We start from the raw sequence: 22,324 nt of genomic DNA, 5'->3' as shown, positions 1-22,324 counted from the left end.
CTTTTCAGGGGATGCTTCAAAGTCGGGAGTTTATTTTAGAAAATCAGAAAGCTCTTTTTAAAGATTATGATTTGGATAAACTCTTGCGTGATATACGAACGGTGCTTGAGCACAATGATCTGAAAAATGTTCAAAAGCAATTCCACCAGCTGTTTGATAAAAAAGACTCTTCTGTTTACTCTTGTGCTTTTGAAAATGCTTTTTTGGATGAAAATTTACAGATTGTAAAGGAAGGGACGGTTCAGGAACAGAGCACGAAAGATGATCAGAGCAGTGTTGCCGATATGGAAAGCCATGATCATACAAGTCGTTTGCAAGAAGTGCATAAAGATGTGGAGAAAACAGGGAATCTTCTGCAGAAAGTGCATGACCACTTTAAAAAAGCACATGAAGAAAGCGTTCATGTTGAACCGCATCAGGGTAAAGATTCCTCTCCTTTTTCTTCCAAAGCGTTGTATAAAAAAGGTTATAATTTTATTGTTTCTGCCAACTATGTCGATGCTGAAAAAGCCTTTTGCGCTTTTCAGCATCACTATAAAAAAGATCCTTTGAGTGATGATGCTTTGTTTTGGTTAGCGGAAGCTTTGTTGGGACAGAAACGTTATCATGAAGCAGCGCAAGTTTATCTTAACGCATGGTATACAGATAAAAAGAAGCTCTATACTTCTGAGATTTTATTGAAATTAGCAATGAGTATGGTTTCTCTTGATAAAAATAAAGAGACTTGTGCGCTTTTTGCAAAAAGATCAAAACGTCATAAAACGTTAGAGTCCATTTTTTGTAAACCTCTAAAAAGGAGTGGAGTCGTTCGCAGTGGACGTTAGACTGGCAGGAGATCTCTTTAAAACATCGGATTTTGTCCAGTGTAAAAAGTTGATCCTTGCGGTCTCAGGGGGGAGTGATTCTTTGGCTTTGCTATTTTTACTCAAAGACCATTTAAACACTCTCTCTGTTCCTCCAGAAATGATTGCGGTTACCGTTGATCATCAGTTGCGTAAAGAATCAGCCCATGAAGCAGAAAATGTTGCACAAATTTGTTGTGCCCATCACATTAGGCATGTCGTTGTACGATGGGAAGGTCAAAAGCCAAAAACGCATATTGCTTCAAGTGCCCGTATTGCTCGCTATAATCTCTTGTTTAAAGAAGCGCAAAAACAAGGTGCGACGCTTATTATGACAGGGCATACGCTCAATGATCAGGTTGAAACCTATCAAATGCGTTCTCAACGTCTCCAAAAGGGTATAAATGTTTTGCAATGCGAGCTTTTAGAAGGCATGTATGATGGTGGGTATGCGAGAGATTCCTTGGATATTTTGCAATGTGAAGCCTTCGAGGGTGTGCGTGATGGGCTTTATTCTATAGAAACCAGAAAAAATATCGCGCAACAAAACTTTATTTTTGCCAAAAAAAACTATGGATTGACCTATGCACGTGGTTTATCTTGTATTCCGCGCGAAGCGTTGTTGCATAGAAAAATACGCTTGATTCGTCCGCTCCTTAGTGTAGAGCGTAAAACGTTGCGTGCCTATTTGCGTTTCAATGGAAAAACATGGATTGATGATCCAACCAATGAAGATTGCAATTTTGAACGTGTGCGTGTACGGCAATCTCTCCACCAAAAAAAACTTTCCGGTATTGTCCAAAAGGTTCGTGAAGCTGCATTTCAACGTCGTCAACACACACAAATTGTTGCCGATTTGATTTTGGCTTTGGATATTTCTGTTGAATATGGACGTTGTTTTATTGCAAAGCCTGCGCCATTTTTACAGCAGCACCAAAGTTTTCCCTTTGTTGTTGGGCTCTTTGCTGTTTTGATGGGAGGGAGAGGATATTTACTTCCTACGCAAAAGTTGATCACACTTGCTAAAAAGTTATACTTCCATTCATTAGAAAAGCGGCGTTTTACTTATGCGGGATCTGTTATTGAATATAATAGAGGTGGGATTGCTCTTTGGCGTGAAGCTCGAAATATGAAAGAGGCGATTGTTGAATCAGGTAAAACTTTTTTATGGGACGGACGCTATCAGATTACGAACCATGGAGCCGATGCCATAAAGGTTGGAGCAGCGCGTTTGGAACAGCTAAAATCTTTATTACAAAACAGTCACTTTAATTTTAAAAATCCCCATTTTCCCTCTTTGCAATCGCTGCTTATGATCTCAAATGGCAAAGGGTATGATATCCCAGAGCTAACTTATCAAGCTGTTTCTCATTCTCACAAAAATATCAGTATAAAACGAATTATGGCTCCTTTCGATTGGCTTTCTTCACGTGAGGATGCTGCTTTGGTGAATGTTGTGGAACCTTTTTTTAATATTGAGGTGAAAAGATAAAGAAAAATCACTCTAAAAGGCAATAAACATCTTCTCATATCTTGGCAAGGGGCAGACAAGGTTATATGTTAAGGAGAAATATTTAAAATCTATATTTGATTAAGTGTGGGCCGAATATGAATTCCAATTACCGCTCTCTCCTTATTTGGGGAGTTATTGCTTTGATTTTGATTGTGTCGTTTTCCTTCTTTAATGGCGATAGCCAGCGTTCTGGAGGTGGAGAGGTCTCTTATTCTGAATTTTTGCAAAAAGTTGAGAATAATGAGCTGAAATCTGTGACTATTCAAGGTCAAAAATTAACAGGGCAAACCATTGAACACAAGGTTATTTCAACCTATGCTCCACGAGATCCAGGTTTGATACAAAAGTTGGAAAGCAGAAATGTTAATGTTAAAGCTATTCCTGAAGGCTCTGGCAATAGTATCTTCCTCAATCTCCTCTTTTCTTTGTTACCTGTTATTATTATCGTTGGGGCGTGGGTCTTCTTTATGCGACAAATGCAAAATGGGTCACGTGGGGCGATGGGATTTGGGAAATCAAAAGCAAAATTGCTAAATGAAGCACAGGGGCGTATTACCTTTCAGGATGTCGCTGGTGTTGAAGAAGCAAAGCAGGATCTACAGGAAATTGTCGAATTTTTACGTGAGCCACAAAAATTTCAACGGCTAGGGGGGCGTATCCCACGGGGCGTTTTGCTGGTGGGCCCTCCAGGAACTGGTAAAACTTTGCTTGCTCGCTCTGTTGCCGGAGAAGCTAACGTGCCGTTCTTTACCATTTCAGGTTCTGATTTTGTCGAAATGTTTGTTGGTGTTGGGGCAAGCCGCGTGCGCGATATGTTTGAACAGGCGAAAAAAAATGCGCCCTGTATTATCTTTATTGATGAAATTGATGCTGTCGGTCGCCATCGTGGTGCTGGACTGGGAGGTGGAAATGATGAGCGTGAGCAGACCTTAAACCAGTTGCTTGTCGAAATGGATGGTTTTGAGCCAAATGAAAGTATCATTCTTATTGCTGCAACTAACCGTCCTGATGTGCTCGATCCTGCTCTGTTAAGACCGGGGCGGTTTGATCGGCAAGTTGTCGTACCAAATCCCGATGTTTCTGGGCGGGAGCAAATTTTGAAGGTGCATGTGCGTAATGTGCCTTTAGCGCCTAATGTTGATCTGAAAGTTTTGGCAAGAGGGACACCAGGATTTTCTGGTGCTGATCTGATGAATCTTGTCAATGAAGCCGCTCTCATGGCTGCTAGTCGCAATAAAAGAGTTGTGACTATGCAAGAGTTCGAAGATGCGAAAGATAAGGTGATGATGGGGGCGGAACGGCGTTCAACCGCCATGACACAAGAAGAAAAAGAACTTACCGCTTACCACGAAGCGGGACACGCTATCGTGGCTCTCAATGTCCCTGTTGCTGACCCTGTTCATAAAGCGACAATCGTGCCTAGGGGAAGAGCTTTGGGAATGGTGATGCAATTGCCTGAAGGTGATCGCTATTCCATGAGTTATCGGTGGATGATTTCTCGTCTGGCTATCATGATGGGTGGGCGTGTGGCCGAAGAATTAAAATTTGGAAAGGAAAATATCACATCTGGCGCTTCATCTGATATTGAACAAGCAACAAAACTAGCACGTGCGATGATCACACGCTGGGGTTTTTCTGATCTTCTTGGTAATGTTGCCTATGGCGATAATCAGGATGAAGTCTTTTTGGGCCATTCTGTTGCACGAACACAAAATGTCTCTGAGGAAACAGCGCGTATGATTGATGCTGAAGTGCGTAAGCTCATTGATGATGCTTATACGAATGCTACAAAAATTCTCAAAACAAAAAGACAAGAGTGGTTTGCTCTTGCGCAAGGTTTGTTGGAATATGAAACTTTAACTGGGGCTGAAATTAACGAGGTTATTGCAGGAAAGCCTCCTTCACGAACACAAAAAGATGAAGGCGCTCCTGTACGCACTTCCTCTGTACCTAAAACTGGGGTAATTAAGGTGGAGTCTCATATAAAAACGGGTGATAAGACAAATGTTCATAAAGCGGATGCTGATAAAACAGCTCTTGGTAAAGGAGAGATGCGAAAAGCAGAGGAAAAAGTTGGAAAAAAAACAACAAAATCCACTGATGTTGAGTTTAAAGAAGTGCACTCTCATGGAGTTGAGAAAAAATCGCCAAGCGCCAAAAATACCGTAAAAGCAGTAAATCGCTCTAAAAATAAAGCCAGTGCTAAAAAAAAGTCGAATGTTATGGAACATGATAAAGAAAAAAAATAACTTTCTGACAACGCTTGAGTGACTATGTTTTGAGAAAGATTTTGAGCAATTTTTTTAAGAAAGGCGCAAGCTCTGCTTGCGCCTTTGGAGCAATGTTTAAGGGAATATGTTCGTAAAGGTGTTTGTGGCTGTAGAGCTTTGTTTTGTGAGGTTGCTATGTTGATCGCAGTGGTAAGGCTGGTGAGATTGTCTTTTGATAGAGCCTAGCTATCCTGTGGTTTTATTTAGAAGAGATTGTATGTGTAAGGCATGTGAAGGGGTAATGCTTGATGCGTGGGATGGAGAAGTATATTGGTGAAGTCTGTGTGGTTGTTGGTAGAGTCAGAGATTTGTTCTCAATAGTTGGTTTAGAGGATTCCTTGAAGGGACGCGTTTATGGGATGCCTTTAAGCGATGGGTTTGGAAGGCTCGATTGTTTGAAAGTCTGAAAGAATGAAGGAGAGCAAATGATCTGCCACCATTGGAGTATTTTGCGATATTAGAGTTCTGTTTTGTTCGTATAGCAAGAGAAGAAGTGTATATAAAGGAAAAGAGGGATGGCACAAAAATATTTTGGTACAGATGGAATTCGGGGTAAAGCCAATGTTTTTCCTATGACACCAGATTTTGCCATGAAAGTAGGCATGGCTGTAGGGATTTTGTTTCGTTTGCAGCATCAGACGCGCCGTGTGGTAATTGGTAAGGATACGCGATTATCGAGTTATATGTTAGAAAATGCTTTGGTTTCAGGATTTACTGCTGCGGGCATGGAAGCTTTTTTGTTGGGGCCGGTGCCAACGCCCGCTGTTGCTATGCTTTGTCGCTCTTTGCGCGCTGATCTTGGGGTGATGATTTCTGCTTCACATAATCCCTTCTACGATAATGGGATTAAACTTTTTGGTCCCGATGGTTTTAAGCTTTCAGATGATATAGAAAAGAAAATTGAACAATTAATCGATACAGATCTTTCAAAATCCTTAGCGAGTGGTTCAGAAATTGGATACGTAAAACGTGTCGAGGGAGATATTTATCGTTATATCGAATATGCTAAGCGGACTTTGCCACGGGATGTGCGTTTGGATTCTTTGCGTATCGTTGTGGATTGCGCCAATGGGGCTGCCTATAAAGCTGCCCCACGTGCTTTGTGGGAATTGGGAGCCGAGGTTTTTGCTATTCATGATACGCCGAATGGTACCAATATTAATCGAAAATGTGGCTCAACCGATTTGTCATCTTTAAAACGAAAAGTGCATGAAGTGCGTGCTGATGTGGGGATTGCTCTCGATGGGGATGGAGATCGTGTTCTCATTGTTGATGAAAAAGCCCAAACTATTGATGGGGATCAATTGATCGCTGTTATAGCGGAACATTGGCATAAAACGGGGCGGTTACAGTGTAATGGTGTTGTTACAACCATTATGTCAAATCTGGGATTCGAACGCTTTTTAAACAGCAAAGGCCTAGATCTTGTTCGGACAAATGTTGGGGATCGCTATGTGGTCGATGCGATGCGTCAAAAAGGATATAATGTTGGTGGTGAGGTTTCTGGGCATATTGTGCTTAGTGATTTTGGTACAACTGGAGATGGATTGGTGGCTGCTTTGCAAATTTTAGCTTGTATGCAGAAAAGTCAAAGTCCTATGAGCCAGTTGTGTAAGCAGTTTGAGCCTGTGCCACAAATTTTAAAAAATGTAACGATTAAAAACAAAAATATATTGAAAAATAATTCGGTTAAAACGGCAATAGATCAAGCAACGCAGCGTTTAGGAAAAGAAGCACGATTGGTCATTCGTGCTTCTGGAACTGAACCAGTCATTCGCATTATGGCTGAAGGCGATGATCAAGAAATTTTGAATGTTGTCGTGACAGAGATGATAGATGTTATCGCGCATCATGATGCACTTTCAAAAGTGGGCGCTTCCTTTGAGGGAGCATGAATGCTTTTATAAAATCTGCGGAATAATGAAATAGCATTTGTAGTACATCACATTTTTGGCAAAGAAACACGGCTGGTTTTTTGAAAATGTGCTGGTGATTTGCATGATGGCTAAAGTCCGTGGGTGAGAAGTTCTGGAGATGGTCGTGACAGAAATGATGGGTGTACTCACACATCACGATGTTCTAAGTGGGCACTTTTTAAGAAGCTTGGTTGTTGATGTTGTCATTTTCGTTGAAGAATAGCTAGATACCTTAGAATGCGTGATTGGCTGGGCTGTCTCCTTGTAGAAAGCTTTTGAATATTTCCATTGGTTTTATTACCTACACAATAAACAAAGCGTTTATTACCTATATAAGGGTAAAAGTGATGCGGTTTTGTTGTTCACTCTTTGGTTTTCGGGGATTATTTTTTAAGAGTTAAGGTTGCTGCAACATTTGGAGATAAAAAAGGCGTTTTCTTTCATGTGAGAGAAAACGCCTCGGGGACTTGAAACGGTAGAATTGCATATATTAATCTGAAAATTATTTTTTTTTATCTTTTATCCACAGAAAATAAGTAGCAAGTCCAAGCACTGGAACGCTTAATTTGGCAAAAGGAAGATGTTTGCTTAGAAGCGCAATGCTGGAAAGTGTTGCATCTGTCATAAGTTTATGGCGTTGTTGTTCCGACTTCTTTTGTTGTTCGTAGTGTTGATAAGCCCTGAGAACGCGTCCGACAAAAACACTCAAGCCTGCAACAAAAAGCCAAATGAAAAACATTGTGCTTGCTGCTGCAAGAGGCTTCATGATCGAACATAATGCAAGAAAGCCGATGATACATAAAAAAAGCAACGACATAAACAATGAAATGCTGATAATCCCACAGCAAATTGCTTGAAGGCGGACCTGCTTGACGGTGCTTTTTAATCCTCCACCGGCAAGATGGTTTAAAAGAGGAACGATAAACTTATGCATTGCTTAACGACGCAATAATTGAGCAAGAATAAAACCAACACCTGCTGCAAATAGAACGCTTTTGCCAGGATTCTTACGAACACATTGGTTCATGGTTTGTTCAAGATCACCGATTTTTTCTTTTGCTTGAGACATCATATCTTCACTATTTTCTTTCGCGGAATTATATAGTTTTTCGGCTTTATCTTTCGCTGCGCTCAACTTGTTTGCACCAAGATCTTTCAGTGTTGAGGTTATTCCTGAAATTTCACTGCGTAACTTCTCTAACTGTCCTTGTAAATCTTTCGTTTTATTATTCTCTGGTGTTTTATTGTTTGCCATGATGCTCTTTCCCTCTCTGATTCATCATTACTCAGTATTTGTGTATTCATAGTGATCATTTGTATTGGAGTAAAAATTTTCACTGCTTGTGTAACGCCAAATGTTTTTTTTCGTTCCATCTCTTTGTTCATTTGAGAGTATTTTTGATAAAATGAATCTTGTTTTCTTATCAGATGAGTTTTGCACGTGAATAGGTATTGTGAGATCCATCGAGTATCATCTCATATGCTTATGAAAGAGTAAAACACCATTGTGATATTTTTTAGCTCTCAATGTTGCTCTAATTCAATGGACCTTTTATTTTGCCTGTGGGCATTTTGGTATGTTGAGTTTTTTTTGAAAACGGTTGTTATACACATGTTGGTGCTTTTTGTGGTGGGCAAGAAAACAGTTTTTTATCATTTTGAGAAAAAGCGGCTGAAATGAAAAAATATCCCTTTCTTTGTGTGTACTTATTTGTATTGTAACTGTTACATGTAATGGGGGGTGCCAATTATAGAGCTGTTTTGTTAGATAAAGTTATTTTGATTTGTGTAGAGAAAAATTTCTTGAAGATCTCTCTTGAAAGAAATGTCTCATGAAATAAAACTATACTTGATTTATCAAGTTTTATTTTTTAGATTTGAATACAAAATGACGTTAAGAGAGACGTGGTGTTGTGGGAGAGGATGCCATGGCGGTGGTAGCGCAGTTGTAAGATCAAAAAAGAAGGCCATAATATGTGGGACAGAAATGGAATCTGAGACAGTACCCCTAAAGAGCACATCTGCGGTGTTTGCGACGCATGATTTTTCTCCTTTTTCTATGTTTATGGCGGCTGATTTTGTTGTGAAAGCCGTTATTGTTCTTTTGTTGCTTGCTTCTCTTGCTTCTTGGACGATTGCTTTTGTCAAAATCGTTGAGATTGCTTTGGCAAAATGGCGTGTGCGCCATGAACTTCGATTAGTTCTTAACGCTCAGACTCTCACGCGTTTAGCTGCTAGCTTAAAAGAGAGTAAAGGGGCTGGTGTATTCTTTCTTAAAGAAGTTCTTAAAGAAGTGTATCTTTCTGCACAGCAGGTGAACTTTGTTGGTACTGAAACCAGTGGAGATTCTGGTAAAAGAGTCGATACAAAATCAGGGGTGCAAACCATTGCTGATGAGGATACCCTCTTTTATAAGGAGATGAATCGCTACGGGGAGATTGCGCGCGATATGAATGAAGGTGTAAAGGAGAGGGTTCATTCCCTTTTGTCTCGCTGCTTGCTGGCTGCTATGCGCCGTGTTGCGTGTGGGAGTGCCGTTCTTGCAACCATTGGCGCAAGTGCGCCCTTTGTTGGTCTTTTTGCAACAGTTTGGGGGATTATGAATTCTTTTATCGGTATTGCCAAATCTCAAACAACGCAGCTTGATGTCGTTGCTCCAGGAATTGCCGAAGCTTTGCTTGCAACGGCTATCGGGCTTTTTGTGGCTATTCCTGCCGTTGTTATGTATAATAGCCTTATGCGTGCTCTGAGTAGTTATCGCAATGACTTAGGTGATATTGCTGCTGCCATTGAAAGGCTTTTGAGTCGTGAACTCGACAGACAGAGACAACAGAAAAGTCAAAAAAAATGAATGCAAGCTTTAATGATAATTGGGAAACAGATGAGGGTGGGTTGCACAGTGAGATCAATGTAACCCCTTTTATTGATGTTGTTCTGGTGTTGCTTATCGTGTTTATGGTAGCTGCGCCTTTGGCAACATCTGTTATTTCAGTTCAACTTCCTTCTATCACTCAAGCACCTGCTGTGGTTCAACCTGATCAGCCTCTTTATGTGACTTTGCAGAAAAATCATTCTCTTTATGTTGGTGACAATCTTGTCCATCAAACGGCGTTTACTGAAGCTTTGCTTAAAGAAACAAACAAAAATTTAGAGACAAAGATTTTGATCAAAGCCGATAGCGAAATCGATTATGGAGCTGTCGTCGATTTGCTTAATAAAATACGAACTGCTGGATATACTAAAGTTGGTCTTATGGGATTGCAAAAATCTTCTAATGTTGTTTCAAGAGGTATTGCATCTGATGGAGCAGTAGCTGAGACAGCTGCTGTAGGGGTGGATGTTCCCAGTGATGTGGGTACTCCGACAAGCGATGTGATCAAGTCCAGGACTTCTGGGATGGGAACTGTCTCTCCTGTAGAGTAACGAAGACGGTTTTGTAACAATGTGGCTTTGCCATTTCTTTTTGCTTAAGTTTGTTTTGTTAAGCCAAAGTGTCTGTACCTTGATTTCTTGTACTGCTTTGTGTGCTCTCTTTCTGCTCTGCTTCAGGATACATATATCACCTTGGATAACTGGAGCTATGACCGTTTGTACAATGTACATGCTCTTTTGAATGGAAATTAATGGAAAAGTTTTCTTGTCTCAAATTTGTGAGAAGAATTTTGACTTCGCATCCGGACAATTGCATGCGATTGAAAGCAATTGTTCTGGACGTTAAAGCATGTGATGTCGTGCTAAGTCAGAGTATGAGTATATTCGTGCTTCGTAATACAAGGTGAAGGAGAAATATGAGGCTCTTTAGAATAAACACGTGCTGTTTTGGTGCAACGGAGATGACGATTTCCTTTTTCACCAACTGTTGCTTAATCGTGCCCTGTTGAGCCAAAGCCGCCTGTGCCACGACCTTCCGTGCTGCTTTGGGAGCTGTCTTTTTGAGTCAGTTCAATTTCACAAACATTCACTTGAATAACCGGTGCGATAACTGTTTGTGCAATGCGCATTCCGCGTGTAATGGAAAAATTTTCTTGCCCTAAATTAATGAGAAGTACTTTGACTTCACCACGGTAATCGCTGTCAATTGTTCCAGGGGTGTTTAGGCATGTGACGCCATGCTTTAAGGCTAAACCAGAGCGTGGGCGTATTTGTGCTTCAAAACCGGGAGATAAGTGAAAGATGAGACCCGTTGGAATAAGGGCGCGTTGCCCTGGAGCAAGGGTGAGAGTTTCTTCTTCTCCAACAGCTGCTCGTAGATCAAGACCAGCAGACCCCGCTGTGGCATAATGGGGCAGCTCCAGACCTTGCCCATGTTCAAGGCGCTGGATTGATAAGGGTATCTTTTGTGCAAGATGAGGGGATGCATTCGACAAAGAAGAGAGGCTCTTTTGGCTGTTCAGGTGCGTATAGGGCATTATAAAAGCATCTCCAAAATGTACACAATAAACATAGCTTTAACAAAAGACTCCTTCTGAAACAAGTAGCTAAAGACCTGTAGAAGCAACAGTTTCCACTGCTTGTTTTGTATGGTAAATGCTTTTTCCCCATAGTGCTACCTCATATATTGCCAATGAAGACACCTGTAGCGAAAACGAGTGCTCCGCCAATGATAACTTGTAAAGATGCGCGCCAAAAAGGAGTCGACATAAATTTATTTTGAATCCAAACTATTGCCAAGAGTTCGAAAAAAACAATAATAAATGCAATAATTGTCGCGATATAAAACGAGTTAATCAAATAAGGAAGTGTGTGACCTAATCCACCTAATGTTGTCATAACGCCGCTGGCAATGCCTCTTTTCAATGGAGAACCACGACCTGACAATTTGCCATCGTCATGGGCTGCTTCTGTGAACCCCATTGAAAGACCTGCTCCAATTGAAGCCGAGAGCCCTATCAGAAAAGTTTGATACGTATCTCCCGTGGCAAAAGCCGCTGCAAAAATGGGTGCAAGGGTGGAGACAGAACCATCCATTAAGCCTGCAAGACCAGGTTGAATCCATGTCAAAAGCATTTGTTTATGCGTTTTTGATGGCGTTTTCGGAGCTTGTTTTTTCACTTCTGCTGTGCGCACATTCCCACTTGAAGCTATTGTATGCGCATTTGCGCTTGAAGTTATTGTATGCGCATTTGCGCTGGGGGTTATTGTGCATACATTTGCGCTTAGGTGCTTACTTGTTACAAGGGCAGGATGGTCACACAATGACCCTACAGTCCTTGCACGATTATTACAAGAAAGGCAAAGAAGCTGCTTATAATTTTCAAGCTCTTGCATGCCCATGGCGGCAAAAATTGCTGCTTGCCTAGAGGAGTAAGGTTTTAGAGCCTTTGCGTATTTTAAATAAAGCGCTGCATGTTGTTCTTTTGCTTTGAGCGCTCGGATCATTATTTTTTGTACTGAACGGAAGGACAGAGCTTTACGTTGTAGAAATGAAAAAAACGATTTCAACATTTTCTGTTCCTTTATACTTTAGAATAATTCTAAAGATATAAGAATAAAAACGTGAAAGTCAATCTAAAATTTAAAAATTGGTAAAAGACAGTGGTGAGAAGAGAGGGGCGTTGATGCGTAAAGCTGATGCGTGAAGAGAGTAAAAAAAACTGGTTACAAAAGAAAACAAAAAAGCTGGAAAAACACTGTGTATGAAAAAAATTGAAGAAAAATGGAGGGAACTATCTGGGAATCGTTCCAGTATATGAGAGGATATGAAAAGAGATGATGGGTATGAAAGAAGCTGTGATGTGCTGGGCTTTAGAGTATGTGCTTGGGGGAGAGAATTGGGGTTTGTGGGATGTGCGAAGGCTGTGCTTTCTCGGGGCGTTGTGAGAGATTTATGCTGGTAGTAGAATGAAAAGAGGAGCATGTGTGCTTGGAGAGAGGCACGCGGTTTTGCTTTTGTTTTGCTGTTGTCATTTTTTATAGCCTAAAAGGAGCTCGTTTGAAGCTATATAAAAATGGCAGGTCTGTAAAAGAGACTGGCAACGATGTTCTAAGCGGCAAATGGGAGAAAAGAAAGTGCATGGATGCTTCAGAATAAAAAGGAGGGGGAATGTTATAATTGTATTGCGAAAGTGTATTACTTCTGGTGGATGGCAGGATTAAACGGCAGATTGAAGATGGAATAGCGTGCGTGTAATAAATTACCAATAAACTGTTTGGTGCAAGAGTGAATGCCATTGCACACTAGATTGGGTATCAGCTTCTTTACGCTTATGAAGGTGCGAGCCAGCGCCATCATGCTATTCTCTATATTTCTTTACTGGATATTCTCTTTACTGGCACTTAACGTTGTTATTGCTTGTGTCTCTAAGCGGTTTGTTGTGTGTAACCAATCTACCTTTTGTATTACGATTGTATGAATTTTTCTGATTATGGGGTGAGAGTGCATAAAACAGAAAATTTATAATTTATTCATGATAATTTATCGCCTTGAAACTTGAATGAGAGCTCCGAATACAGTAGGATTCTCCTATCTCAAAACTTCTTATCATTGATCAATCAAAATCTTCGTTTGTATATCACAAGGGAGGGGTGTTGCTATGGAATGTGATAAGTTGTGGTGTGAGAAGCGCATAATCTCACTGTGCCAAAAGAGAGTACTTTTGGTGTTTTTAAAGATAGTTAATTTTTATAGATAAAAGGGGACATATATGAAAATTGATGAAAGTATAGAATGGCTTCTACGTTCTGGAAAACTAACATTACCGCAGGCAGCGCTATTGATAGCAGAATTGAATCCACTCATTTGTAGTTTTTACGACGAAAGAAGACCTGAAGAGGATGATATCTACGAAGTAGGGTGTCTCGTAGAATCCTCAAAAATTGCTTTGTTCAGAATTGCTTATAAAGAGATGATAAAAGCAGGGAAAGAGGGGGAATTAAAGATAGAATGGTTTTATGATCGTGCTGTAATGGCGAATGGTCCTGTAGTTGCATATTCCTCTGTTTCCTTGGATGATTTGAGAGAATGGCTTTTATCATGCGGTAAGCGACCTAAATTGTTGTTCCCTGAGGTTGATTCTCATGAAATGAAGGATCAAAAATATGCGTTTCAAGATGACAAGCATCCGCGCTATGCTCCAAAGCTCGCTGCGGTTGTTGCTGCATGGGAAGCGGTGAAGGAAGCTGCACCCAATAAAACTGTTAAACAGACGCTTGAAAAATGGCTGCAAGAGCATGCTTCTCAATATAATTTATTGGATAAGAAAACTGGTGAGGCAAAAAAAATTATTGCGGAGCTCGCAAGTGTTGCTAATTGGGAACCTGAAGGAGGTGCTCCAAAAACAACGGCTGCTGCTCCTTTATCAGAAGAAAAAGATGCTAAAAAGAGTGACAATTCTGTTTCTTCTCGTGCTGTTGTGGATTGAAAATACTTTATCTAGGGGGAGGTTTAAGATAACCTCCCTTATGTTTTAGTGCATTGTTTTTAAATGAAAAATATTCTTTATTTTGTTTCAAAAGGCTTTTTATCATCATCATCTAGGGTGAAAAAACCAAAATAAGGCTGAAACCTCTCCCATAGTTTTCGTAACTTATCTCTCTATTTTTGTTTGATTTTTTTGGGCATCTTTCAATCCAAATTAATAAAAATGGAGATGAACGAGATGATAATGACTAAAATTCTCCCTGTTTTCCCTGTGCGTGAAAGTGCAAAAATTTTTCAGGTAAGTGTACCGATATCTTGGCAGCGTATTGCTGATAAAATGGTGCATAAACTGTTTAAAAGAGGCGCATTATCGCGCTGGCTAAAATCCGAAACATCACTGTTATTAGAGCAAGCAAAGCGGAGGGTAATAGGCTTGCTGCGTGAAGAAACCTTGCTATGGACAGGACAAGAATCCTTTTTAGAGGCAATTTGTACAATGGTAAAATGCGTTCTGTGGCACAGTATTTAAAGGATATCATAAATGGTTTATAATAAAAATGCCAAAAGAAGAACGTGTGTATGGCGTGATCGCTATGAATTGGATCGCCCTGCACCGGTATGCTGCCCCACGCGTGATGACCAACACACTAATTTGTCTCTTGTGAAGGGGCTGGAGGGATGTTTATTTCTACATTGTGGTGTTGGTTTTACATTTTTAGGAATGACAAGCATACTGAAAGCGATAGGGGTGATAGAAAGTAGAATGTGTCCTGCTAAAAATATGCCTGTCGTGGAAATAAAGCTGACAATCAACATTACTTTCTTTCAGAGAAAAATTTTGTCCATTCTTTCTAGGTCAAGAAATATGTTAAGCAAAAAAAGGCATCCAAGGCGCAAGAAATTTGCAAGTAAATCCAATCATTCCAAAAATACTTTGGCATAGAGTTCTGGTATCGGGCGTGGAGATTTAGCATAGAGCTCTGGCGTGGAATTTTCTTTGTGAAGGGATGGTTTGAAAGTTGAAAGCCTCCCTGTACAAGCTATGTTGGGGGCTGTTACAGGGTGGGAAGTGCATTTAAGTTATGGCGATAGACAACATGGTGTTCTTTTTGAAGGAAAAGAAAGCGGTTTTGCGTTGATTTCTGGTTTGTTACAGGAACATGTTCATTTCTGAAAATTTTCTACCAATGGGATGGTAGACTGAAGCTTCCAGACTAGAAAGCATATCTTACCATAGCGGTAGATGGTGATGAAGCAAATTATAAGGTAGACTTTTTTCTTGCGTTACGAGCATAGCAGCACCGCTTTTTTGAAAGCACAAAAAAAACAATTCTCATGGTGTGCTGTTTTCTCGAAAAGAGAAGTGTGAACCAGTATAAGGATAATACGTATGGTTGTTCTTTATGTAAAAGCTCTCTACAAATAAGCGGTTGGGCAAGTGACTGAACACATGATTGGCAAAAAGACAATCTCTTACCATATTCTTGCATTTGGTGAAATCTTTTTACTTCATCCTATCATTTACATTATGCGCTTATGTTTATGATATGGTTGAATGCTAAAAACGATGAAAGGAGCGGTGGGCAACCGTTCCTCTCTCCCCTTGCGGGGAAGCGACCACCATTCCTGATGCCGTGTATGATGTTATATACGCTTATTTTTAAAGCCAATGGTGTGAATGCGGTAAATGTTTGAGCATAAGGATTACGACTTTATGAAACTCTTTTTCAGATAAGCTTGGAACAGTACGCAAACAACTTAAATGACTTACGGAAACTGTCGTAATATAATCACAGATAATCTATGCTTTTTTTATTTTCTATGGGAGACTGAAATGGATAGGTGGACAGACTATTGGATTATTATCGCGTTGAAATAAGGCAAAATCGTGATATTGCCATATAATTTTGTATTCTTAGAAAGTACTAAAACAGGCTGCTTTTTTCAAATTCAGGTAGTATTGTGTTATGAGGAAAATCGTACCAAAAACATGTCAAATGCGTGGAGCTGATTTAATTCGTGGTTTTATATGAGGTGGTTTTTGGTAAGGAGCATTTAAATCGCCTTTTTGCGTATACTTCCGTCATGCACCGTGATCATGTTCCATCATGATGTGTGGTTTTTCAAGTTGGCTTATGGAGTGAATGACGGACTTGCAACAGGAGGCGTTGTGCCCTTATTCTCAATCAACCATCTGTATTTATTGGTCTCCTCACTTGTTATTTTATAGATTTTCTAGCGTAAAGTTTTATCAACATATTGTAAATAAGGACAAAGATTTGAATCATGTAATGTTCATGTGCCTTATTTTATAGTTTTACAGTTATAGTTTTGATGCCCTAAAAAGACTCGTATACGGGGCAAGTGTAGCCATACTTCGTGCGGTGAAGGTAGAAAAAGTGATGGTTTCTTTGGTTATTTTGTTTGTTCATTGCTATTGGAAACACTGAATTTGCTACATTGCAAATGTGTGTAATGTATCTCTTTTAACAATTTTTCTCCACGGTTTGAGATGGGGGTAAGCTCTTTATCTTTTATGACTATTAAGCCATAGGAAAGCAGTAATTTTTTCCATTGAGAGTAGAGAAAGCACGTTTACTCCACAAATCAAATCTAGCCACAGCATTTTTTACTCTGGAGTTTTTGATGTGCGTTTCAACGTGCTTGAGAGTTATAAACCACCTATGATATTATTTCCGGAAATGGGCTGATTGGTAAATCTGGAGATGGGTCGATTTGTGCCTCGTTTAGATCAATGGTTATATTGACAACTACAGGAAATTTGCGTTCTCTCTGTGACCAAGAGTGGACATAGAGAGGTAAAAGTCCTTTATATTTTCCTTTAGACAGATGTTTGTTGTCTTGCTCATTAAATGATAGGGTTAAGTCAAATGCTCCAGGTGAGTGGCCTTGGACATCAGCCGCGCTATTCATCGTGAATGAGCCCCCTGCATTTTCCTTGCTTGCTTTTAAGTTTACAATGTTGACTTGTCCTTTTTTGTCGAAAACCGGCAAGGTAATCAAGTTATGTCCATAACTATACCACTCAAGTTCTGCTGGACCTTCAGCTTTATGATAAGCAATAATTCCTGTATTTTTGATACCTTGAGATCGATAATCAAAATGTATCTTCGCTTTATTGTTAGGATATTGTTGTAAGTCAATATTGTAGTTAAGGTAGTTGGATGACGTAGGGAATGGATTGATACCTGCAATGGGTTTGAGAGCCATAGCGTCAATTATTTTTACCAGTTGTCCTACGTTTGGTCTTCTTCCTATACCGTCCTTTACCCCTTCAGTATAATTAGATTGTTCAAGAAGAGCGCGCATAGATTTTGGCGTAAGAAGAAACCCACGTTTTTTGGCATGAGACTGAAGCAATGCTAAAGCACCACAACACAAAGGTGTCGCACTGGATGTTCCACCATAATTATTCGTGTAGTTTCTATTGTGTCCGAAGCGTTTTTGCAATGAACCATAACCAGTGGTGACTACATCCCAACCCCATGAGTTAATAAGAGAATCACGATGGCCGTAATTTGAAAAAGAAGCTCGGAGACCATCGGGTGGATTACATGCACCAACCAATATCCCGCCGCAATCACCATAATCTGGGCAAAAAGAAAGGTTTCCAACATTGTGACCACCATTTCCTGCTGCCATTATTATAATTACTTGCTTTTGAGTTAGATTCCTAATAGCATCCCACCAAGATTTTATGCTGATCATTGGAGCAAGCTCACCGTTAAAATATGCTTGGATATCTAGGCTGACAATATCACCAGGTTTAGCTTGCTCAACGATTATATCTAGATCGTCAGTATCGTAAAAATAAAATGAAGCAGAGTGGGCAATGCCTGTCACACCAAAAGAATTTTTGCCAGCTGCAATGCAACCTGTTGATGCTGTGCCATGGTTACAGTCCCTAGTCTCGGGACGGCTATGAACAACTGTAATGTTTCCTTCTTGAAACTCCTCATGTTTTTTATAAATGCCGAAATCTAGATGCCTGATAACAGCACCTTGTCCTGTATTGCCTTGTGCCCAAACGTTCCGGATGTTCATTCCGCGGCCTTCGTCCAAATATCCTTGGAGTTTTGAAAAATCTGGAGTTTCCCCATAAAGAGGGGTATTTGCTTTTTTTGCCTTTCTTTCAGGTCTCATAGAAGCCGGTTTCTTCGCAGATTCCAAAAAAGGTGGTTCTAGATTATTCATAAAAGGTGTAATACTACAATAGATAACACCATCCATCTGCTCTATTTGGCGGCAAAATTCATGGGCTGCCTTTTCACTCATCTTTTGTGTGATGATATAATATTCATGCTGGTGTATAGAATGCCATTTTGGAAAAGAGTCTAGGCTTATTGTTTTTTTTGTAAGGCTATAAGTTTTTTTTAATTTTTTAACTTGTTCTTTCAGAAGAGAAAACGCGCCTTTTTTAATTTTTATTTCAATGTAGAACCCTTTTCCAACATCTACTATATGATCTTGTCCCTTGAGTTTTTTTTCTTCAGGGATGTGTAGTGCATGCGCTGCACTTCTTGCCTGTATTTTTTGTGGCTGGATCTCACTATCATAAAAAACAACTTCGTTGGATTTTAGTGTTGCGGTGTCGTTTTTTGCTACAACATGATATGTTCCAGCTTTGGTAATTTTAAACAGGTGGCTTGAATCGTGATCATGGACGGTTTCTACAAGAGTTGCGTTTAAGTAAAGTTCGAATTGAAATGTTGAATGCTCCTTGTCTCCTTCTACATAGATAGAAGGATCTGAGTCTAAAAGTTTATAGATATTGATTTGATTGTTTATCATTATTCACTCCCTCCCCGAGAGTTTATAAGGGTGTGCAAGCGATAAGCTTGTTCACGCGAATGATATGTTATGGATGATGGTTAGCGACACCTATATGTTTCTCATGAGGGGTGGTCGCTAACGAGGTGATAATGGCGAGGGCACCAACGACTAATGGCACCGACACCGAGGTATATTTTACTCCTTTAAATGTTTTGCCGCAATAGAAAACAGCTTCTTTATGCATTTGAAGATAAATATTTTTGCTAAGCTGGATGATAGACTTAAAAGCGTCTTATCGTGTTTGTTACTTTCTGTATTTCTTTAAAGATAATTTGCGTCCTTATTTGCAATTTTGATTACGCTGTATTCTCACGAAAATGTTGGCAAAGCGTGATTTGAGAGTAGGAGGGCACGTGGTTTCGTTCGTGTTTTGCAGTGATAGTTTTGACAGCCTGAAAGAAGCCCTTTTGAAGCAACCGTAAAGTTGATAAATGCGTAAAATAGGTTGGCAACGGCATTCCAACCGGTAAATGAAAGAACAAGAAATCCTGTGGTCGCTTTAAAATAAGAAGGGGGCTAGATGTTGTTCAACCGTTTGAACTGTTGATTGACGTTTGTTGTTCTTTTCATTGCGCTTAAACCACAACTGGAGGAGCTTCCAAAAGCTATATTCAATACCCGTATGGTACACCGCTAAAACAAAGCTGATGGTCATTAAGGCTAAAACACACAAAAAGTTGTACTCAAGAAGAAATGCGGCAAAACCATACCCCAAAGCCTGCTAAAAGCAAAGATTGTACAGTACCATAATACCCAAAACGCTTCATGAGATATAAATCGCACGGAAGATATTCTTTACTATTTATCTGCTCGTGGGACATTTAAGCAAATGATTTTTATTGATTCATTATATGAGAGAGTTTGAAATGAAAAAATTATCTGTATTTGGGGCTCCTATTTGAGAATGGTAAATAATAAATTCTCTTTATAAATAAAACTGTTGTATTGTATCTAAAATCAGATGGGGAAGATATTTTTTTAAATTCGATGCGGTAAAAATAATACGAATTCTTAAAAAATCCGAAGTCTAGTGTTGACGAATCTCCCCCTCTTCATATAGTGCAGAGAGACAATGGATGGGTCTGTCTTTTATGACGTCTGTTTTTTGTAACAATGTGCGGGTGTGGTGGAACTGGTAGACGCGCCAGACTCAAAATCTGGTTCCGAGAGGAGTGTCGGTTCGAGTCCGACCACCCGCACCACTTTATATTGTTCTTCTGCTTATTTTGCTGCGTTATTCCAGCGTTGCGGAGTGTTGTTTTCAGGACACTGCGTGAAGGTGTATGCATACAGTTTAAAAATACACTGTCATCTCTGTCTGATTTCCTTTTCCTTTTGAAACAACCAACTCTATGAGAAAAACAGTAATTTCTGGAACACCAATCTGATAGGCTAGCAAAATATGCTACATGTTTGCGATATGGGATTATCAGTAGCAGAAATAAGCAAATCACTCTCTCTCTTTATCTGTGCTGCTCTCGTGGTGAAGTATAAAGTTGAATGAGATATTAAAACAGAACTAGCCTAGTATGTACGGTATACTGGGTACGGTATACTGGGTACGGTATATTGAGAGAAGACAAAGTTAACCTCTGTAGTATAGCCTCTTATGAAATGTTCACATAAATGATGAGCAGATGACACTTCTTCGAAAAAACGCATTTAAGTGCAGATGGTGGGGATGGGAGTCTTCATTCTTTAGGACGGGGGACAGGGAAGTGGTCAATAAAAATCACGAAATGAAATGATTTACTGCTTTGTGTAATGCCTGTGGCTGTTTTATCAAGTGAAACAGTGTTTTATGAAAAAATGTATCAAGCCTTCTTTTTGAAGCGGACATGGTGAAATATTAAAAGATAGATGAAATTTTGTAACTTCACTTATCATTCTTATGGTTCTCTCAGAGCTTTCTCATGGATTTTACTCAAGTTTTTGGGCTTGGAGTGCAGAAACACATCTCCATCATTTGGCTGCTGAAACTATTTTTGCTATTTCGTGGAAAATTTACTTCAAAATGTCTTATTTAAGTGTTTTTTTTAACAGCCATATAATCTTTTTATTGGTATTATGTATTTGAATAATAAACAAATTGATACAATGTTCATAACATATCGATTATCTTTTTCCTGTAATTGTGCACACTTGATTTGTTGATCTTTTCCCTGTCTTGAAAGACACTGTATTACAATACGACAGATAAAAAATAAAACCCCTGCCTTTGTTTACAGGGGTTTTTAGTAGTTTAATTTTACAATAATTTAGAATTTATACGCTAAACCAAAGCGGAAATTATTAGTTTTGGCGGCAACTTCAACTTTATCGTCTGCGAATTTCTTTTTACCAAAATCTGTGTAACGATATTCTGCACGCATGATGATATTATCTGTCATTGCAAGATCAACACCAGCACCAACAGTATAGCCAATCATTTTTTGTGTTTCATCCAACACATTGCCAGAAGCAAATATTGTAGATTGATCTTCGTGTGATTTTGATGAAATTGACGTAGTATATTGCATCTGTGTATAAGCTACACCACCCGCGATGTATGGCATAACACGATCACCAGCAAAACCAATACGCACGCGTGTTGCACCTACCCATTTTTCTTTTAACGTGATACCGCTTACGACGGTATCACCAACATTAGGTATGGTTTCATCCTGTGCTCCAGGTTTTGTAACGGAAATTCCCGCTTCTTTAAAGACTGCGTTGAGAGCGTCTAAGCTATTTCCATCTGAAATTTCTTTTTCACTATCTACTTTTTTATCTTTTTTACCAGATACGACCATATCCGTGTCAACACCAAGAATAAAGCTATTTCCCAGATCAATATTAGCCCCTGCATAAAGCCCAGCTACGAATCCTTTCGGTTTAGGTGATAAAGATTTATCAATAAAAGCCCATTTTCCAGTCGTTGCATCTTCAGAGTAATTTAAAGTGTTTGTACTTGAAAAACCACCAAACTGTCCTCCAAGATAAAAACCACTCCAAGAAAAATCGGGAATAGTGATCATGGGTGTAATGCTTGGTTTTGGGCTTGAATTTTGAAAAAACATGGTATCCGCTGCTTGCGCTGCGGAGGACGCAATTAAAGTAAAAAGCGACAGTGTTATTAAATATTTTGTATTCATGAAAATCCCTAACTTGTTTAAATCATAATGGATTATATTACCTTGATGGTAAATATCAATACTCTAATTATTATTGTTAACAAATTAAGAGTTTTCCAAGGCTTTTTTGTGGGCAGTTAAATACAATAAGAGTGTTAAACTTTTCAAGCAGTTTGATATCTCATTGAATTTCTTTTTGCTCTAAAGAATAGGGTTTTATGGAACAATATATGAGCTCAGGGGGATGGGCTTTTAGTTTTTGGAGAACCACTATTTTAAATGTGTAAAGACATTCTCTCTTGTAGCCATGAGGCGTGCAAAATTAAGAAACCATTTGCTAAAGAATTTCGCGCGTTTCAGAGTATGTTTAGAGTCGGATATTTGGTTTTTGTGTAAAAATATTTCCTACAGCATCTATAAGACGTGAAAAATCAAGCGCTAATAAGAGTATAATGA

General features: G+C 39.4%; 15 protein-coding genes, 1 tRNA gene and 2 pseudogenes. 11 read left to right on the top strand and 7 right to left on the bottom strand.

The window, feature by feature from the left end:
• The 4 genes and pseudogenes from MCO_RS09810 to glmM all read left to right on the top strand — a co-directional run.
• Positions 1–824 (top strand): annotated as a pseudogene (locus MCO_RS09810) (tetratricopeptide repeat protein); the annotation flags it as partial.
• A complete protein-coding gene (gene tilS, locus MCO_RS04360) occupies positions 814–2,334 on the top strand; it encodes a tRNA lysidine(34) synthetase TilS (RefSeq protein ID WP_007552847.1) in 1,521 nt (506 codons plus the stop codon). The pseudogene MCO_RS09810 and the gene tilS, both read left to right, overlap by 11 nt.
• 116 nt (positions 2,335–2,450) lie before the next feature.
• Complete coding sequence (gene ftsH, locus MCO_RS04355; RefSeq protein ID WP_007552846.1) at positions 2,451–4,604, top strand: ATP-dependent zinc metalloprotease FtsH; 2,154 nt, start codon at positions 2,451–2,453, stop codon at positions 4,602–4,604.
• Positions 4,605–5,140: 536 nt separating this feature from the next.
• The gene (glmM, locus tag MCO_RS04350; RefSeq protein ID WP_007552843.1) at positions 5,141–6,520 is read left to right on the top strand and encodes a phosphoglucosamine mutase; all 1,380 of its coding nucleotides are present in this window, start codon (positions 5,141–5,143) and stop codon (positions 6,518–6,520) included.
• A gap of 523 nt (positions 6,521–7,043) precedes the next feature.
• Here the strand turns inward: glmM and MCO_RS04345 are convergent.
• Together MCO_RS04345 and MCO_RS04340 are read right to left on the bottom strand one after the other, a co-directional pair.
• Complete coding sequence (locus MCO_RS04345) at positions 7,044–7,475, bottom strand: hypothetical protein (protein ID WP_007552842.1); 432 nt, start codon at positions 7,473–7,475, stop codon at positions 7,044–7,046.
• A 3-nt stretch (positions 7,476–7,478) separates the two neighbouring features.
• Positions 7,479–7,796, bottom strand: coding sequence for a YqjD family protein (locus MCO_RS04340; RefSeq protein ID WP_007552841.1), 318 nt, complete (start codon positions 7,794–7,796; stop codon positions 7,479–7,481).
• 732 nt (positions 7,797–8,528) lie between these two features.
• Here MCO_RS04340 and MCO_RS04330 point away from each other — a divergent pair.
• Together MCO_RS04330 and MCO_RS04325 are read left to right on the top strand one after the other, a co-directional pair.
• Entirely contained in the window at positions 8,529–9,392 is an 864-nt protein-coding gene (locus MCO_RS04330; protein ID WP_007552839.1) for a MotA/TolQ/ExbB proton channel family protein, read from the top strand.
• Positions 9,389–9,964, top strand: a complete 576-nt coding sequence (locus MCO_RS04325; protein WP_007552838.1) for a biopolymer transporter ExbD — start codon at positions 9,389–9,391, stop codon at positions 9,962–9,964. The genes MCO_RS04330 and MCO_RS04325 overlap by 4 nt, the downstream gene beginning before the upstream one ends.
• A gap of 440 nt (positions 9,965–10,404) precedes the next feature.
• Here MCO_RS04325 and dut read toward each other — a convergent pair whose 3' ends face one another.
• On the bottom strand, positions 10,405–10,950 hold the full coding sequence (gene dut / locus MCO_RS04320) for a dUTP diphosphatase (RefSeq protein ID WP_007552836.1): 546 nt from the start codon (positions 10,948–10,950) through the stop codon (positions 10,405–10,407).
• A gap of 142 nt (positions 10,951–11,092) precedes the next feature.
• Positions 11,093–11,986, bottom strand: coding sequence for a VIT1/CCC1 transporter family protein (locus tag MCO_RS04315; protein WP_007552834.1), 894 nt, complete (start codon positions 11,984–11,986; stop codon positions 11,093–11,095).
• Between the two features lie 1,199 nt (positions 11,987–13,185).
• Between MCO_RS04315 and MCO_RS11160 the strand changes: the two genes are divergently transcribed.
• The 4 genes from MCO_RS11160 (at position 13,186) to MCO_RS10550 (ending at position 15,075) form a co-directional block, all read left to right on the top strand.
• A complete protein-coding gene (locus tag MCO_RS11160; RefSeq protein WP_007552833.1) occupies positions 13,186–13,902 on the top strand; it encodes a hypothetical protein in 717 nt (238 codons plus the stop codon).
• A gap of 228 nt (positions 13,903–14,130) precedes the next feature.
• Positions 14,131–14,430 (top strand): hypothetical protein, encoded by a 300-nt coding sequence (locus tag MCO_RS11155; RefSeq protein WP_245256843.1) that lies wholly within the window; start codon positions 14,131–14,133, stop codon positions 14,428–14,430.
• Positions 14,431–14,442: 12 nt separating this feature from the next.
• Positions 14,443–14,844 carry a hypothetical protein gene (locus tag MCO_RS04300; RefSeq protein ID WP_007552831.1) on the top strand — a complete coding sequence of 134 codons (402 nt, stop codon included), beginning with the start codon at positions 14,443–14,445 and terminating at the stop codon, positions 14,842–14,844.
• Positions 14,845–14,913: 69 nt separating this feature from the next.
• Positions 14,914–15,075 carry a hypothetical protein gene (locus MCO_RS10550; protein ID WP_155799342.1) on the top strand — a complete coding sequence of 54 codons (162 nt, stop codon included), beginning with the start codon at positions 14,914–14,916 and terminating at the stop codon, positions 15,073–15,075.
• A gap of 486 nt (positions 15,076–15,561) precedes the next feature.
• Here MCO_RS10550 and MCO_RS11150 read toward each other — a convergent pair.
• Positions 15,562–16,091 (bottom strand): annotated as a pseudogene (locus MCO_RS11150) (type II toxin-antitoxin system PemK/MazF family toxin).
• Positions 16,092–16,583: 492 nt separating this feature from the next.
• Positions 16,584–18,713 carry a S8 family serine peptidase gene (locus tag MCO_RS04295; protein ID WP_007552830.1) on the bottom strand — a complete coding sequence of 710 codons (2,130 nt, stop codon included), beginning with the start codon at positions 18,711–18,713 and terminating at the stop codon, positions 16,584–16,586.
• A 1,159-nt stretch (positions 18,714–19,872) separates the two neighbouring features.
• On the opposite strand from MCO_RS04295, the gene MCO_RS04290 reads away from it, so the two are divergent.
• A tRNA-Leu gene (locus MCO_RS04290) sits at positions 19,873–19,957 on the top strand.
• 1,056 nt (positions 19,958–21,013) lie between these two features.
• Here the strand turns inward: MCO_RS04290 and MCO_RS04280 are convergent.
• The gene (locus tag MCO_RS04280; RefSeq protein WP_007552829.1) at positions 21,014–21,889 is read right to left on the bottom strand and encodes an outer membrane protein; all 876 of its coding nucleotides are present in this window, start codon (positions 21,887–21,889) and stop codon (positions 21,014–21,016) included.
• Between the last annotated feature and the right edge of the window lie 435 nt (positions 21,890–22,324).

The organism is Bartonella sp. DB5-6 (assembly GCF_000278115.1).
GTDB lineage: Bacteria > Pseudomonadota > Alphaproteobacteria > Rhizobiales > Rhizobiaceae > Bartonella > Bartonella refiksaydamii.
This window is presented reverse-complemented; position numbering and strand designations above follow the sequence as displayed.

Coding starts and splice junctions, on each gene's coding strand:
- ftsH (WP_007552846.1), top strand. CDS start 2,451: ATGAATTCCAATTACCGCTCTCTCCTTATTTGGGGAGTTATTGCTTTG.
- glmM (WP_007552843.1), top strand. CDS start 5,141: ATGGCACAAAAATATTTTGGTACAGATGGAATTCGGGGTAAAGCCAAT.
- MCO_RS04345 (WP_007552842.1), bottom strand. CDS start 7,475: ATGCATAAGTTTATCGTTCCTCTTTTAAACCATCTTGCCGGTGGAGGA.
- MCO_RS04340 (WP_007552841.1), bottom strand. CDS start 7,796: ATGGCAAACAATAAAACACCAGAGAATAATAAAACGAAAGATTTACAA.
- MCO_RS04330 (WP_007552839.1), top strand. CDS start 8,529: ATGGAATCTGAGACAGTACCCCTAAAGAGCACATCTGCGGTGTTTGCG.
- MCO_RS04325 (WP_007552838.1), top strand. CDS start 9,389: ATGAATGCAAGCTTTAATGATAATTGGGAAACAGATGAGGGTGGGTTG.
- dut (WP_007552836.1), bottom strand. CDS start 10,950: ATGCCCTATACGCACCTGAACAGCCAAAAGAGCCTCTCTTCTTTGTCG.
- MCO_RS04315 (WP_007552834.1), bottom strand. CDS start 11,986: ATGTTGAAATCGTTTTTTTCATTTCTACAACGTAAAGCTCTGTCCTTC.
- MCO_RS11160 (WP_007552833.1), top strand. CDS start 13,186: ATGAAAATTGATGAAAGTATAGAATGGCTTCTACGTTCTGGAAAACTA.
- MCO_RS11155 (WP_245256843.1), top strand. CDS start 14,131: ATGAACGAGATGATAATGACTAAAATTCTCCCTGTTTTCCCTGTGCGT.
- MCO_RS04300 (WP_007552831.1), top strand. CDS start 14,443: ATGGTTTATAATAAAAATGCCAAAAGAAGAACGTGTGTATGGCGTGAT.
- MCO_RS04295 (WP_007552830.1), bottom strand. CDS start 18,713: ATGATAAACAATCAAATCAATATCTATAAACTTTTAGACTCAGATCCT.
- MCO_RS04280 (WP_007552829.1), bottom strand. CDS start 21,889: ATGAATACAAAATATTTAATAACACTGTCGCTTTTTACTTTAATTGCG.